The sequence below is a fragment of the Pseudomonas sihuiensis genome (genome assembly GCF_900106015.1).
Taxonomy (GTDB): domain Bacteria; phylum Pseudomonadota; class Gammaproteobacteria; order Pseudomonadales; family Pseudomonadaceae; genus Aquipseudomonas; species Aquipseudomonas sihuiensis.
The window spans coordinates 3,170,627-3,184,891 of the sequence record NZ_LT629797.1; the positions used below are offsets into that span (position 1 = coordinate 3,170,627).

Here is a 14,265-nt window from a genome sequence, read left to right on the forward strand (position 1 = left end):
AGCACAGCACCCGCCAGGCGACTGCTGCGCCCAGTTCAGACAGATGCACCAATACCAAGTTGCTCCGCAGCCAGAAAATCAAACGCTTGCTTTGATTGCGCTTTCAACTGGCTTTGAGGCAGCATCGGCTGACCCGCTGGCACAACAGCTGCATCGCCACTCCTGCCCCACTACAGAGAGAAGCCGAGGCCCACCATGCGCATCGTCCAAGCCACCCTGGAGCACCTGGACCTGTTGACCCCGCTGTTCGTCAAATACCGCGAGTTCTATAACGAGCTGCCCTACCCCGAGTCGTCACGCAAGTTCCTCGAGAAGCGCCTGCGCCGCAAGGAGTCGGTGATCTACCTGGCCCTGGCCGACGATGAAGACAAGCTGCTCGGCTTCTGCCAGCTCTACCCCAGCTTCTCCTCGCTTTCGCTCAAACGCGTATGGATTCTCAACGACATCTACGTCGCCGAGGATGCTCGCCGCCAACTGGTTGCCGACCGCCTGCTGCACACCGCCAAGCACATGGCCAAGGAAACCAACGCCGTGCGCATGCGCGTGGCCACCAGCCGCGACAACGAGGTGGCGCAGAAGGTCTACGAGTCCATCGGCTTCGTCGAGGACGAGCAGTTCAAGAACTACGTACTGCCGATCAATTCCGATTGATCGACTCGCAGGCGCAGCGGCTGCCTGTCAGCCACCAAGACTGAGCAGCAGCCCCAGCAGCAATGGCAACGTGACCAGGCCCAGCGCAGCCAGGCGTGCCGGCTGCATTGGCACGCGCCGCAGCGCCTGACTGCGACGCGCCTGCAAGGGCTGTTGTAATGCCAGTTGAAACTCCGATAGCGCCTCGAAACGTGCCTGTGGCTGTGGCGCCAGGGCCCGGGCGAGCACGCCGTCCCAGCCTTGCGGCACATGCCCGGTAAAGGTCGCCAGCGGCACATAGCAGTGTCCGGGCCTGACGTCACTGCGCGCCGCCTCCGGCCATTGCCCACTCATAAGCCAATAGACCAGCGCCGCCAGGGCAAACTGATCGGCACGACCATCCAGCGCACGGCCGCTGCGCAGTTCCGGCGCCAGCGGTACAGCCTGCTCAGGCAAAGACTGACGCGCTACACCGGGCAGGATCGCAGCTGCGCCAGGCAGAAACAGCACCCTCCCGTCATCACCGAGCAGAATCTGCCTGGGGTTTAGCCAAAGCCCCTGCATGCCACGGCGCTGCAACGAACGCACGGCTGCGATCAGTTGCGTCACCACCCCCATCAGCGTCTGTGTATCCGGCGCACCATGGGCGGCCACCCAATCGAACAGGTTGCGCATGCCGCGGGGCGGCTTGGCCAGGACCAGATACCCGTGACTGCGCGCCTGATGCGGCGACAGCACCTGCGGCAACGCCTGCTGCGGACTGCGCCGCAATGCCCACTCGCGCTGCCAGAAGGCTTCGCCTGCATCTTCCTCGGCGAACCAGAGCACGGCTTCCCGTCCGGACTCGTCACGCCCGACATACAAACGCCCAGGCGGTCCATAAGGACATTGACGCAACAGCGTCCAACCATCGAGCTGCTGGCCGCAGGCGATCTGCGCCAGCGCCGGGCGCGGCGCAGCGGACGGCGCCGGCGTCAGGCACTGGGTTTCCCCAACGCCGAGCAGCACTGCAGCGCCGGGGGCCTGCAACAGCGGCTGCAACCGCTCGCACAAGCCCCCCTGCGCCTGGATACATAGCCCTTGCAGATCACTCACATCGAGCAGCGGTTGCGGCGCCAGCAGCAGATGCTCGCCACGGCTGGGCAACAGATTGTGCTGAACCAGCGCCAGCTCGGCCTGGGCGCCGAGAGCCTGCCCCTCACGACCTGCCAGGATCTGCAAGGCGCCTGTGTGCGCACGCGCCAGGCCGACACTGCCCGCCTGCAGAAACTGCAACTCATCGCCCTGCATCAGCAGCACACCGGCATGCAAGTCGGCGACGCCCTGCCCGGCCTGCTGCCGGCGAAACAGCTGGAGATTCAGTGCGGCCAGTACCTGGCGCGCCGCCTGGGTTTCACTCCAGCCCTCAGGCGTACAGCGAAAATCGGCGAACAGGGCGTCCAGATGACGCTCCAGGCTTTGCACCACATCGGGGCAGCGGCGCGCCCAAAGCAACACGACCAGCAGCAACGGCGGACGCTGCTGGCGACCGGCCAGCCACATCGCCCGAGCCCGCGCGGCCTGGTGCGACAAGTCCAGCCCGGTGCCGGACGCCAGCGTGATTCCAGGGTGTTCCAGCAGTTGCAGCGCCATGCTCAGCCCTCCTGCTGCAGCGAAGCTGCAAGAGGCTTTGCAGCCTTTATGCCGACTTGTGGCGAGCGCCTGGCACCCTTATGGTGGCCGGGTCTTCTCAACGAGCCCGCATGCATGTGGTCCTTCAAGGCCTGGCGCCGTCGTCGCACCCTCGAAAACAACCCTGTCGATCCGGCCCACTGGGCCGAAGTACGCAGACGCCTGCCGATTCTCGATGGCCTCGACGAGCACGAAGAGCAGCAGTTGCGCGAGCGCGCCGTGCTGTTCCTGCATGACAAGCACCTGACCGCCCTACCAGGGCTGGCGCTCGGCCCGGTCGAGCACCTACTGCTGGCCGCCCAGGCGCAGTTGCCACTGCTGCACCTGGGCGATCTGGACTGGTACAGGGGTTTTCACGAAATCGTCCTCTACCCGGATGACTTCGTGAGTCCACAGCGCCACCGCGACGCCAGCGGTATCGAACACGAATGGGACGACGCACGCAGCGGCGAAGCCTGGCAGCAAGGCCCGGTGATCCTCGCCTGGCCGGGCGTGGAAACCAGCGGTGGCTGGGAAGGCTACAACCTGGTGATCCACGAACTGGCGCACAAGCTGGACATGCTCGAAGGTGGCGCCAATGGCCTGCCGCCGCTGCACCGCGACATGCGTGTGCAGGACTGGGCCAAGGCCATGCAGAGCGCCTATGACGCACTGAACGCCGAGCTGGACGCCAATCCCGAGGCGGAAACCGCCATCGACCCTTACGCAGCCGAAGATCCGGCGGAATTCTTCGCGGTGACCAGCGAATACTTCTTCACTGCACCGGATCTGCTGGCTGACGCCTTCCCCGAGGTCTACCGGCAACTGGCCCTGTTCTACCGCCAGGACAGCCTGGCGCGATTGCAGCGTCTGCAAGCGGAACACCCCGACTACAAGACGGTCGAAAACGCGACCAATGGCTGAGTAGGCTGCCGTAGTAACGCATTGCGAATACGCCTATAATGCGCCCCACTTTTTTGGCCATCCCTGGGAGTTTCCCCCATGAGCTACAGCAAGATCCCGGCTGGTAAAGACCTGCCGAACGACATCTACGTTGCCATCGAAATCCCGGCCAACCACGCGCCGATCAAATACGAAATCGACCACGACAGCGATTGCCTGATGGTCGATCGTTTCATGGCCACCCCGATGTTCTACCCGGCCAACTACGGCTTCATCCCGCACACCCTGGCTGACGACGGCGACCCCCTCGACGTGCTGGTCGTGACCCCTTACCCGGTCGCGCCGGGTTCGGTGATCCGCGCCCGTCCGGTCGGCGTACTGCACATGAGCGACGAAGCCGGCGGCGACGCCAAGCTGGTTGCCGTCCCGCACGACAAGCTGACCGTTCTGTACACGGACGTTCAGGAATACACCGACCTGCCCGCGCTACTGATCGAGCAGATCAAGCACTTCTTCGAGAACTACAAGGATCTGGAGAAGGGCAAGTGGGTCAAGGTAGAAGGCTGGGGCGGCGCTGAAGAAGCCCGCGGCCTGATCAACAAGGCAGTCGCGGCTTACCAAAAATAAGTCCTGACCACCTCCGAAAAGCCGGCCACAAGCCGGCTTTTTTATTGCCCGAAGAAATCCGACAAGATCCTACAGCACTAGCAAATACGGGCCCTGCAGCTTAGCATTCGTCCTAAGACATCCAGTAACCATCCATAAAATCCGCGACCAAGGTGTGGGTCAAAGTGTGGGTCGAGGGGTGTGGGTTGGAGTAGGAGCGAGTAATGGGCAAGCTGACCAGCAAGACCGTGGAGTCGATAGCCAAGGCTGCAACGCCAGGAAAAACCAATGATGGCGATGGCCTGTACTTCCAGGTATCCAAGAGCGGCGGCACCAGCTGGATCTTCCGCTACAAGCTGGATGGCCGCAGCCGCGAAATGGGGCTAGGCCCCTTCCCAACCGTCACACTCAGCCAAGCCCGGCAGTTGGCCGCCGATCAACGCAAGCTTCTAGCTTCCGGAAGCGACCCACTGGCAACCCGCGATGCAGCAAAGGAAGCCAAGCGCGAAGCCGAACGCCAGGCTGCAGCACGTCGCACGACGTTCGAAGATCTCGCTCGCGAATACCAACAAGCACACGGCAGCAGTTGGTCTGAGAAGTGGCGGAAAGGCTGGCTGCGCAAACTGGAGCTCTACGCCTTCCCGACCATGGGCAAGTTGTCGGCCGACATCATCAGCACCGAGCATGTGCTTGCTGCATTGCAACCCATCTGGGTAACCAAGACACGGACTGCTGATGAAATCAGGGGCCAGATCGAGCAAATACTGGATGCAGCCAAGACTCGGCGTTTACGCGAGGGAGACAATCCTGCCCGCTGGCGCGGGCACTTGGACAACTTGCTGAGCAAGGCAGAGAAGAAGAAGGCCAGGCAGCGCCAGCACTTCCCAGCACTGCAGTGGAAAGACACTCCGAAGCTGATATCCACCCTGGCCAACATCGATACACGTGACGCCATCGCAACCAGGTTGCTGATTCTGACCGGTGCTCGTTACCACATGATCCAACATGCTCAATGGTCTGAGTTTGACCTCGAAACTGGCACTTGGGCACTGCCGGCTGAGCGCATGAAGATGCGAAAACCTTTCGTCATTCCTCTATCACCCCCGGTAGTCGAGATGCTGAATATCATGAATACGACTCATTCAACATATCTTTTCCCTGGGCAAGGGAAGAATGGTGTCATGCATGGCAACGCCATACGCAACCTGCTGCACAAGCTGGGGTATGCAGACATCACGAGACATGGCTTTCGATCGACCTTCCGGGACTGGGCAAACGAATGCACCAACTACCCGCGAGAGGTATGCGAGCTTGCGCTTGCCCATGATGAACGCGACCAGACCGAGGCGGCCTATTCGCGCTCCGACCTTCTGGAGAAGCGCAGGGCACTGATGGCGGAATGGGCCAAGTTCTGCACGAGCAAGAAGTGACCCACAGCAAGCCCAAAGCAGCCGGTAACAACAGACAGAAACCGGCCAATAGCGGGCGCTCATGCATGGGGTTAGCGGACCCTCTTTGAGGGTTGGGGGTATCAAAAACCGGGGCGATTCTCACACGGTTGCCAAAGTGAGAAATGAGGCGCTGCGCTATCACAAGAAAGTCGCCCCCAACAGGCTTAGATGAAAGGACTTCGGGGAGCGAGGCCCCCTAGTTCGCTACCGACTACCCACGTAAAGCTGGGAAGGGTCAGAGGGGCTCCTGAATCCCACGATGGAGGTGTTTAAGTTTCACTGCCATCACTACTTCCATCATTTACTACCAAGCAGCTGGTTCGGTTACGCCAATAACCAGGCGAGCACTTATTCCAGCGGCTGAAGGCGCGCGAGAAACTGGCGCCATCGGCATAGCCTAGGCGTTGGGCGATGCTGCCCAGATCCAGGCGTGAGTCGAGCAGCAGGCGTTCGGCCAGGCGGCGCTTGATCTGTTCGTTGAGCTGCTGGAAGGAGTGCCCCTCGGCGGCCAGGCGGCGGTGCAGGGTGCGTTCGGACAGCCCCAGGTGCTGGGCCACGGTGCGGCTGGTGAGCAGGCTGGCCGAGTCGCGGATCACTACCTGCTGCACCAGACGGGCCGTCGGCGGGGCGACCAGATCATGGGAAATCTCGTTGCACAGGCGCTCGCACAATTGTTCGCCTTCAAGCTGGGCGCTGATATGCGCCTGCGGCAGGTTGAGGTGCAGTTCGGCGTTGCTGAACAGGATGCCGTCGCGCGGCGCACCGAAGCGCACCGGGTAGGGGAAGTCACGTTGCAGGGCTTCCAGGTCGCCCGGAGCCGCGGCCGTCATTTCTACCGCCAGGGGCACGGCCGGGCGCTGAAGCAGTTCGGCCGTCACGCTCAGGCAACCGGCTAGGCCGCGCTCGATCACGAAGCGCCGGGCGTCCTGTGGCAGTACGCTGGCATCGAAAAGCAACCAAGTGCCGCGCTTGTCGGTTTCGATGCGGGCCGGGCAGAGAGTGAGGGCGAGCAGCTGATAGCGCTGGAAGGCGGCGAAGGCCTCGTCGAGCGTGCGGCTGGCCAGCATGGTGAAGCCCAGCAGTCCGAGCGAGGTCAGGTGGTAGTGCTTGCCTGCGACAAAACCCAGGCCGGGGCGGCCAGCGTGTTCCAGCAGGTTGCGGATCACCGCCAGCTCCTGCCAGGCCTCGATCTGCGCATTGGATTGTTGCAGCGCATCCGTGGCGATGGCGCTGCCGAGCAGGCAGGTTGCTGGGCCCACGCCCTGAGCGCGGGCGACTTCGAGCAGGTAGCGCACGCCGGTCAGCGGGCGGCTCTGGCGCCAGTTCATCGCAGGCCTCTTGTTTGGCAGTAGTTAACAATTTTTGGCGGTAATTATCATAGATCGTTCAGCCGCTCGCGTCGCATTCTGCTGCCACGTCCAACAGCCTGAGTCCCTGCCATGAACGAATTCATCTACGCCCTGCCCAGCCACAACCGTGCGGCCGACTATCGCCATATCCAGGTCACCCCGACCACCGGCGCCATCGGCGCGGATGTCGAGGGGCTCGACCTGAAGAGCCTGAGCGAGGAGGGCTATGCCGAGCTGCGCCAGGCCCTGCTAGCGCACAAGGTGGTCTTCATCCGCGAGCAGGAGCTGAGCCCCGCCGATCTGGAACGGGTCACCCAGCAGTTCGGCGAGTTCGGCCGTGAGCCCTATGTGAAGACCATGGCCGAGCACCCGCACGTGGTGCAGGTAGTCAAGGAAGCTGACGAGAAGGCGCCCTTCGTGTTCGGCGGTGCCTGGCATACCGACTGGACCTTCCAGGAGCGTCCGCCGGCCTTCACCCTGCTCTATGGCCACGACATCCCGCCCTTTGGCGGGGACACCTGCTACGCCAACATGGCGCTGGCCTACGAGTGGCTGTCGCCGGGCATGCAGGCGCTGCTGGAAAACCTCAACGCAATCCACAGTCCCGAGCGCGCCTACGGCGTTGGCGCCAACCACAATGCGCTGCTGGAGAACATGGCGATCAACTTCGGCAACGATACTTCCGCGGACACCCGCAGCCATCCGCTGGTGACCCGCCATCCGGAAACCGGCAAGAAGGTGCTGTTCGTCAACCCGGGTTACACCGTGGGCATCGAGGGGCTGCGCTCGGAAGAGTCCAAGCCGCTGCTCGACTACCTGTTCAGCCTGGCCACATCGCCGGCCTTCACCTGCCGCATGCGCTGGCGCCAGGGCACCCTGGCCATCTGGGACAACCGCAGCACCTGGCACCTGCCGATTTCCGACTACCACGGCATGCGCCGCGAGATGTTCCGGACCACCGTGGTCGGCGAGGTGCCCAGCCGATGAGCCAAGCATTGGGTGTCAGTGAATATCTGCAGGCCGCCGCCGACCATCTGGCCGAGGCGCGCAGTCGGCGCCAGCCCGGCCCGCTGGTCAGCGAGCGCTTCGCCCTGAAAGGTCTGGACGACGCCTATCAGGTGCAGGCCGTGGGCATGCGTCAGGCCCTGGAACAGGGCCGGCACCTGAGCGGCGCCAAGGCCGGGCTCACCTCGGCGACCCTGCGCGCCGCGCTCAAGGTCGAGGAACCGGTGTATGGCTGGCTGTTCGCCGATACCGCCTGCCGCTCGGGCGAGAGCATCGCCTGGGAACGGCTGCTGCAGCCCCGGGCGGAGATCGAGCTGGCTGTGGTGCTGGGGCAGGATCTGCCGGCAGGTGAGATCGAGCTGGAGCAGCTGCTGACCGGCATAGCCGGAGTGGTACCGGCGCTGGAGATCAATGACTCGGCCTTCGAGGGCTGGAAACTGACCCTGCTCGACGCGGTTGCCGACAACCTGTCGTCCGGGCTCTATGTGCTGGGCGAACAGGTGGTGCCGCTGGCGCAGCTGGCGGGGCAGACGCTGAGTGCCGAGTTGCAACGCAATGGCGAGTCGGTGCACTCCGCTATCGAGTTGTCCCTGTCCGACTGCCTGGCCACGGCCCTGTGGCTGGCGCGCAAGCGGGCCAGCCTGGGCCAGCCGCTGCGTGCTGGCGATGTGCTGCTCACCGGCGCCCAGGCGCCGATGCTGGAACTGGCGCGCGGCGACCGCCTGAGCTTCCGTATCGGCGGGCTGGGTGAGGTAACGTGCGCGTTCATTTGAGGTTGCTCGCTTGATCGTAGTGCCCTGCGCCTTTGGTGCCATTCTCAACGATTGGTTGGCCAGCCTTGGTCTGTCTCGCCCTTCCGCCGCCCCGCGTGGGGTGGCGCTCTCACTCGAACAGTGGGAGGCGCAAGTGCATGCGGCGATTGCCTTGGCCCCTGGCCCCGCGCGCGGACTCGACATCGGTCGGCATGTGCGCCTGCAGCATGTCGGACCGCTGGGCTACCTGCTGGTCAACACCCGCACTCTGAGCGAGTTTTTCGAGACCTACCTGCTGCTGGATCAATGGTTTTATGGCTGCGACTGGGCCCAGGTCAGCGTCACACGGGAGCAGGTGGTCATCAGCTGGGACGAGCGCTTCGGGCGTCCCGACAGGCTGCTGGAGCAGCTGCATGTGATGGCCCTGCTCAGCGTAGTGCGCAGCGTTTGTCCGGCTGCCGGTCAGCCGCTGCGCATTGGCTTGATGGGCGCCGCCGAGGGTGAAGGCCTGGGCAACAAGTTCCTCGCCAATATCCGCGAGACCGACGCCATCGCCCACGTGGTGCGCTGCTTCGAAGACGAAAACGTCATCCACGTCGCCAACAGCGTCGACCCCAAGCGCGATATCGAGATCATCGACCTGGAACTGATCATGGCCGACCTCGACAGCTGCGAGAAGCAACTGCAGCGCGTCACCCGCAGCGCCAAGGGCGGCGACAAGGAAGCCGTGGCCCAGAAGGCCCTGCTGGAAAAGCTCATCCCCCACTTCACCGAAGGCAAGCCCGCACGCAGCCTGCTGAAGAACCTGGGTGACGACGACAAGCGCCTGGCCAAGACCTTCCACCTGCTCACCACCAAGCCGGTGATGTATATCGCCAACGTCGCCGAGGACGGCTTCGACAACAACCCGCACCTCGACGTGGTGCGCGCTATTGCCGAAGAAGAAGGCGCCATCGTGGTGCCGGTGTGCAACAAGATCGAAGCCGAGATCGCCGAACTGGACGATCTGGAAGAAATGCAGATGTTCCTGGAAACCATGGGCATGACCGAGCCGGGCCTCAACCGCGTGATCCGCGCCGGCTACCAGCTGCTCAACCTGCAGACCTACTTCACCGCCGGGGTCAAGGAAGTACGCGCCTGGACCGTGCGCATCGGCGCCACCGCCCCGCAGGCCGCCGCCGTGATCCACACCGACTTCGAAAAAGGCTTTATCCGCGCCGAAGTCATCAGCTATGACGACTTTATCCAGTACAAGGGCGAGGCTGGCGCCAAGGAGGCCGGCAAATGGCGCCTGGAAGGCAAGGAATACATCGTCAAGGATGGCGACGTGATGCACTTCCGCTTCAACGTCTAAACAGAAATTAGGATTTCACCGGATCTTACCGGATACGAAACCCCTTGAGGAATAAAGCCTTAAGGGGTTTTTCTTTTCCGAAAAGGTCCGAAAAGAATCTATACGATCCGCATATTTACCGGGTACGCTACCGGGTATCGAAAAATTCACCTCCCCATATAACCGGGTATACCAGGATTGAGCAGCCATGCCGCTTACCGATACCGAGTGCCGTACCGCCAAGCCCAAGGAAAAGCCCTACAAGCTCACAGATGGCAATGGCCTTTACCTTGAGGTGAAGCCTAACGGGGTTAAGGCATGGCGCTATCGGTTCGAGCTGAACGACGGAACTAGCAGGAAGGAAAGCGTGTTCGCGATTGGGGACTATGTAATCGCGCCCAAAGGGGAATCACCCGAGCACGCCGAAGAGCGCCGCAAAGGGCGCCGCTTCACTCTTGCAGAGGCACGCGATGAGCGCGTGAAAGCCCGTGCCCTAGTCATACAGGGCATCAATCCCGCGCACCACCGGCAACAGGAGCGGGTGAAGCGCGACCACGAGAAGGCCATTACGTTTGAAGCCGTCGCCAAAGAGTGGCTTTCACTGAAGGACTGGGAGGAGATCACCAAGTCCAGACGACTCAACATGCTTGAACGCGTCGTATTTCCCAAAATCGGTGAACTGCCGATCAAAGCCATCACCCCCATGCACATTCTTGAAGTGCTCAGAGCAGCCGCTCAAGATAATGGCCCATCTGTTGCCGCAGAGGCCAAGCGGAGCATGTCCGGAGTTTTCGAACTGGCAATTTCCACGTTGCGAGCCAGCACCGACCCGGTACACCCCGTTCGAAAAGCCCTGCCAGCCAACAAGACTCAGCACAAACGCCCTCTCTCCACCGAAGAAATTGGCCAACTGTTACGCGATGTCGAATCTCACGGCGGACGCCATGAGACCCTCTGCGCTTTCCAGCTCATGTGGCTGACTCTGTGCCGCCCCAATGAAGCTGTAGAGGCTCAGTGGGCAGAATTTGACCTGGAGAAGGCGCTTTGGCGCATTCCCGCCGAGCGGATGAAGAAGCGCAAAGAGCACACGGTGCCACTGCCGCGACAGGCAGTCGAAATACTGCGAGGCCTGCATTCCATCACAGGAAAATACACCCACGTATTTCCTCACCGCGACGTACGCACCCGCCCAATGGTTGCGGCCTCATTCCGCCAGATGCTCAACACCCTTGGCTGGGGAGGTAAATACAGCCCGCATGCCACGAGGACAACGGGCAGCACCAGACTCAATGAGATGGGCTATTCAGCAGACTGGATCGAAAGACAGCTCGCCCATACCGAGCAAAACGCTGTCCGCCGCACCTACAACCATGCCGAGTATTTGAGTGATCGAGCCATGATGATGCAGAGATGGGCGGACATGCTGGACAGCTGGAAAAAGGACTTAGGCTGAATGGAAAGAGACGTCGCTGATTACGAAAACATCGGCTGGCGCTTTCACCCGAATGCACCAACTACCCGAGAGAGGTTTGTGAGCTTGCGCTTGCCCATGATGAACGCGACCAGACCGAGGCGGCCTATTCGCGCTCCGACCTTCTGGAGAAGCGCAGTGCACTGATGGCGGAATGGGCCAAGTTCTGCACGAGCAAGAAGTGACCCACAGCAAGCCCAAAGCAGCCGGTAACAACAGGCAGTTCCCCACGCATAGGCCACGCATGCCGCATTAGGATCATTAGGATCATTAGGATCATTAGGATCATTAGGATCGGGCGAACCCTGGGTGAGAAGAACGGCTCTAGGCAGCCACTCTGCTATGTCGACAGCCGGCCTAATAAATTAGCACCGCCCATTTACAGCGATAGCTGCACCTGTGATTGCACTAGCCTCCTGAGAGGCTAAAAATACGATCACATTAGCGACCTGCTCTGGCGTAACCCAGCGGGTGGCATCCGCATCAGGCATATCGAGGCGGTTCTGCGGGGTATCGATGATCGATGGCATGATCGCATTGACCGTGATGCGCTGATCTTTCAACTCTTCGGCCAACGCCTCCGTAAGGCGCATCACCCCGGACTTTGCTGCAGCATAGGCCCCCATGCCTAGGCTGGCCTTACTGGCCGCTCCGGCTGCAATGTTGATAATGCGCCCGGCTTCGGCTTTCTTCAGGTGTGTCAGCGCGGCCATGCTAGCCGTTGCGGCAGTGCGCACGTTCATTTGATACATCAAATCCCAGGTCGCAAGATCGCCGCCCTCGATGGTCTCCCAGCGAAAACCACCCGCCACGTTGATGAGCGCATCTAATCCTTGAAAATGCTGCTGCACCTGCTGCATTGCACAATTTGCCATGTGCAGATCGGTTAGATCGACCGCGCCGATAAGCAGTTTTTCAGAGCGCGCCGTGTCGGCCAGGGGTCGCGGCACGCTGGCCTGATCAATCAGGGCCACCCGCCAACCATTGGCCGCGAACGCCTCGCCTACCGCTATACCTAGACAACCGAATCCACCGCTAATTGCGACTACTTTACTCACGCTTATTCTCCTTGAAGTGGACTACACCAGGGCTGCACTGAGCACTGAGCCCCGGCACGAGTGGTCAGCTAGGTTGCCACTATTGCCGTGCAGAACCTGTCGCCGAGCCGACAAGTGGGCACAGTCAAGAGTGCTAACTTGCCTGGTCGCTGAGTCGCTGAAAGCCATCAGCCGCTCAACTTTCTTGAGTCGAGAGAAAAGGATCGCGCGCAATGAATCTGATCGTGTTTGCCATACCGATTTTTTTAACCACCACCTTGCTGGAAGCATGGCTGGCGCACCGCCGCGGGCTAGCGGCGTATTCCATACCTGATGCCATCAGCAGCTACCAATATGGTCTATTGAGCCAGGTGGTTGGGGCGTTCACCAAGTTTGCGAAACTGGGCGTTTACACTCTGGTATTCGAAGCCTACCGCGCCACGACCTTGCCTAGCGATAGCCTGTGGGTATGGGTCGGAGCCCTTGTGGCCTACGACTTTTTCTACTACTGGCATCACCGTATGAACCATGAAATTGGCTTGCTGTGGGCCGGGCACGTATCGCATCACTCTTCCGAGTACTTCAACCTGGCAACAGCCTTACGCCAGTCCTCGACGAGCGCACTTCTGGGCTGGATATTCTATCTACCGATGGCAGTGGCCGGTGTGCCGCCCAGCGTGTTTGCCGGGGTGTTGCTGATCGACTTGCTTTACCAGTACTGGGTGCATACCGAGGTAATTGGTCGTTTGGGCTGGCTTGATCGCATCTTCGTCACACCCTCAAACCATCGCGTCCATCATGGGCAAAATGACTACTGCATGGACACAAACTACGGGGGCATTCTGATTCTCTGGGATCGCCTATTCGGTACCTTCGCCGAGGAGCGCAAGGACGAGAAGGTCATCTACGGCGTGCGCACACCGTTGCAGAGCCTTAACCCATTCTGGGGCAACATGCATTACTACATTGAGCTCTGGCAGAAATCCAAAGCCACCCCGGGCTGGCGGGCTAAACTTGGCGTCTGGCTGGCACCACCTGGTGGCTGGCACGATGAGGCGAGCGAGCCTTACGAGCCGTCGCAGTTTAAGTATTACGATCCGTGTACACCCGATGCGGTCAAACGCTATGCGGTAGTGCATCAGGTGCTTGCAATGTTGTTCCTCATGCATTTTCTGACGCTACTCAACACCTTGCCGAAGACCTTACTGGCACTCTACGCCGCTGGCTTTGCCATTTCGGCAATCTCTCTCACGTCACTATTGGAAGGACGTGCCAATGCACGGCGTTTTGAGCAGTGCCGTGTCATAGGACTGGGCATTGCCTTTGCTGCTCTACCTGACTGGTTCGGTTTTAGTATGCCCATCGCACTCAAGCTGATGTTATTGGTTGTAATGCTAGGCAGCGCTGCATGGCTCAGCCGCACTTCCTTCAAACCTGCTGCTTTGTGGACTTCCCAATGAATGCCGATGCCATTTCCGACTTGATCTTGGCTGTGGTTGCCTTTTCCATTGCCTTTGTCCAGCTGCGCCAGCGCCCTGCTCTAGCCATTGGTTGCGGCCTGATCGGCCTGGCGGCAGCGATTGGTACACTGCATTACCAGTATGGTGAGTTGTTCGCCGGCCCACATCGCTTTACCGGCCTGGTTGCCGCCAGCGCAGGTTTCCCGCTGCTGGTCATTGCACTGCGCTGGCCAGATGACTCTGTTGCTCAGCGCATCACGGCCGCAGGGCGCTTCGCGCTCTTGGTTGGGAGCTTCGGGGTGGTGATTAGCGTGTCGGGATTTGACACCTGGCGCATGCTGGTGCCTCTTGGCTCTGTCTTGTTAATCTGTGCCACAGCCTTAGTGACGCGGCGGGTAATGCCACTCGGGGCGGCGCTAGTGTTCATCGTTAGTCTAGCGGCCGGTGCAACCGGTGAAGAGATGCTCGGACCGCTATCTGGCATCCAATGGCTGCACTACTTGCTGTCTTTAGCCCTGCTGCTGCTGCACCGGGATAGGGTGGTGCCGCTGTTAGCTGCGAGCCGTTAATTCGGCTTCCCCTGCATCCCATATCTTGGGAAACTGTCGAATGTGGTTA

The 14,265-nt window shown here is 61.0% G+C and carries 12 protein-coding genes and 3 pseudogenes; 12 read left to right on the top strand and 3 right to left on the bottom strand.

Annotated elements, in window-relative coordinates; translation table 11 throughout:
* Positions 1 to 195: 195 nt before the first annotated feature.
* Positions 196 to 651 carry a GNAT family N-acetyltransferase gene (locus BLT86_RS14965; protein ID WP_074856925.1) on the top strand — a complete coding sequence of 152 codons (456 nt, stop codon included), beginning with the start codon at positions 196 to 198 and terminating at the stop codon, positions 649 to 651.
* 27 nt (positions 652 to 678) lie between these two features.
* Here BLT86_RS14965 and BLT86_RS14970 read toward each other — a convergent pair whose 3' ends face one another.
* Positions 679 to 2,262: a serine/threonine-protein kinase gene (locus BLT86_RS14970; protein WP_092377758.1), complete on the bottom strand. Its 1,584-nt coding sequence runs from the start codon at positions 2,260 to 2,262 to the stop codon at positions 679 to 681.
* Positions 2,263 to 2,376: 114 nt separating this feature from the next.
* Here BLT86_RS14970 and BLT86_RS14975 point away from each other — a divergent pair, with 114 nt between their 5' ends.
* The 3 genes from BLT86_RS14975 (at position 2,377) to BLT86_RS14985 (ending at position 5,219) form a co-directional block, all read left to right on the top strand.
* Positions 2,377 to 3,204, top strand: coding sequence for a M90 family metallopeptidase (locus BLT86_RS14975; RefSeq protein ID WP_092377761.1), 828 nt, complete (start codon positions 2,377 to 2,379; stop codon positions 3,202 to 3,204).
* 78 nt (positions 3,205 to 3,282) lie between these two features.
* A complete protein-coding gene (gene ppa, locus BLT86_RS14980) occupies positions 3,283 to 3,810 on the top strand; it encodes an inorganic diphosphatase (protein WP_092377766.1) in 528 nt (175 codons plus the stop codon).
* 203 nt (positions 3,811 to 4,013) lie between these two features.
* Positions 4,014 to 5,219 (top strand): tyrosine-type recombinase/integrase, encoded by a 1,206-nt coding sequence (locus BLT86_RS14985; protein ID WP_092377768.1) that lies wholly within the window; start codon positions 4,014 to 4,016, stop codon positions 5,217 to 5,219.
* A gap of 290 nt (positions 5,220 to 5,509) precedes the next feature.
* Here BLT86_RS14985 and BLT86_RS14990 read toward each other — a convergent pair whose 3' ends face one another.
* On the bottom strand, positions 5,510 to 6,568 hold the full coding sequence (locus BLT86_RS14990) for an AraC family transcriptional regulator (protein WP_092377772.1): 1,059 nt from the start codon (positions 6,566 to 6,568) through the stop codon (positions 5,510 to 5,512).
* A 111-nt stretch (positions 6,569 to 6,679) separates the two neighbouring features.
* Here BLT86_RS14990 and BLT86_RS14995 point away from each other — a divergent pair, with 111 nt between their 5' ends.
* The 6 genes and pseudogenes from BLT86_RS14995 to BLT86_RS26130 form a co-directional block, all read left to right on the top strand.
* A complete protein-coding gene (locus BLT86_RS14995) occupies positions 6,680 to 7,576 on the top strand; it encodes a TauD/TfdA dioxygenase family protein (protein ID WP_092377775.1) in 897 nt (298 codons plus the stop codon).
* Positions 7,573 to 8,367 carry a 2-keto-4-pentenoate hydratase gene (locus BLT86_RS15000; RefSeq protein WP_092377778.1) on the top strand — a complete coding sequence of 265 codons (795 nt, stop codon included), beginning with the start codon at positions 7,573 to 7,575 and terminating at the stop codon, positions 8,365 to 8,367. Before BLT86_RS14995 ends, BLT86_RS15000 begins: the two co-directional genes overlap by 4 nt.
* 19 nt (positions 8,368 to 8,386) lie before the next feature.
* Positions 8,387 to 8,833: pseudogene (locus tag BLT86_RS26125) on the top strand (AraC family transcriptional regulator ligand-binding domain-containing protein); the annotation flags it as partial.
* A pseudogene (gene ychF / locus BLT86_RS15005) lies at positions 8,834 to 9,700 on the top strand (redox-regulated ATPase YchF); the annotation flags it as partial.
* Between the two features lie 187 nt (positions 9,701 to 9,887).
* Entirely contained in the window at positions 9,888 to 11,132 is a 1,245-nt protein-coding gene (locus BLT86_RS15010; RefSeq protein WP_042855650.1) for a tyrosine-type recombinase/integrase, read from the top strand.
* Between the two features lie 50 nt (positions 11,133 to 11,182).
* Positions 11,183 to 11,335, top strand: a pseudogene (locus BLT86_RS26130) (integrase); the annotation flags it as partial.
* Positions 11,336 to 11,515: 180 nt separating this feature from the next.
* On the opposite strand, the gene BLT86_RS15020 reads toward BLT86_RS26130, so the two are convergent.
* The gene (locus tag BLT86_RS15020; RefSeq protein WP_021219117.1) at positions 11,516 to 12,208 is read right to left on the bottom strand and encodes an SDR family NAD(P)-dependent oxidoreductase; all 693 of its coding nucleotides are present in this window, start codon (positions 12,206 to 12,208) and stop codon (positions 11,516 to 11,518) included.
* Between the two features lie 212 nt (positions 12,209 to 12,420).
* On the opposite strand from BLT86_RS15020, the gene BLT86_RS15025 reads away from it, so the two are divergent.
* Together BLT86_RS15025 and BLT86_RS15030 are read left to right on the top strand one after the other, a co-directional pair.
* Positions 12,421 to 13,647: a sterol desaturase family protein gene (locus BLT86_RS15025; protein WP_021219116.1), complete on the top strand. Its 1,227-nt coding sequence runs from the start codon at positions 12,421 to 12,423 to the stop codon at positions 13,645 to 13,647.
* Positions 13,644 to 14,216, top strand: a complete 573-nt coding sequence (locus tag BLT86_RS15030; RefSeq protein WP_021219115.1) for a hypothetical protein — start codon at positions 13,644 to 13,646, stop codon at positions 14,214 to 14,216. The genes BLT86_RS15025 and BLT86_RS15030 overlap by 4 nt, the downstream gene beginning before the upstream one ends.
* Positions 14,217 to 14,265 lie beyond the last annotated feature (49 nt).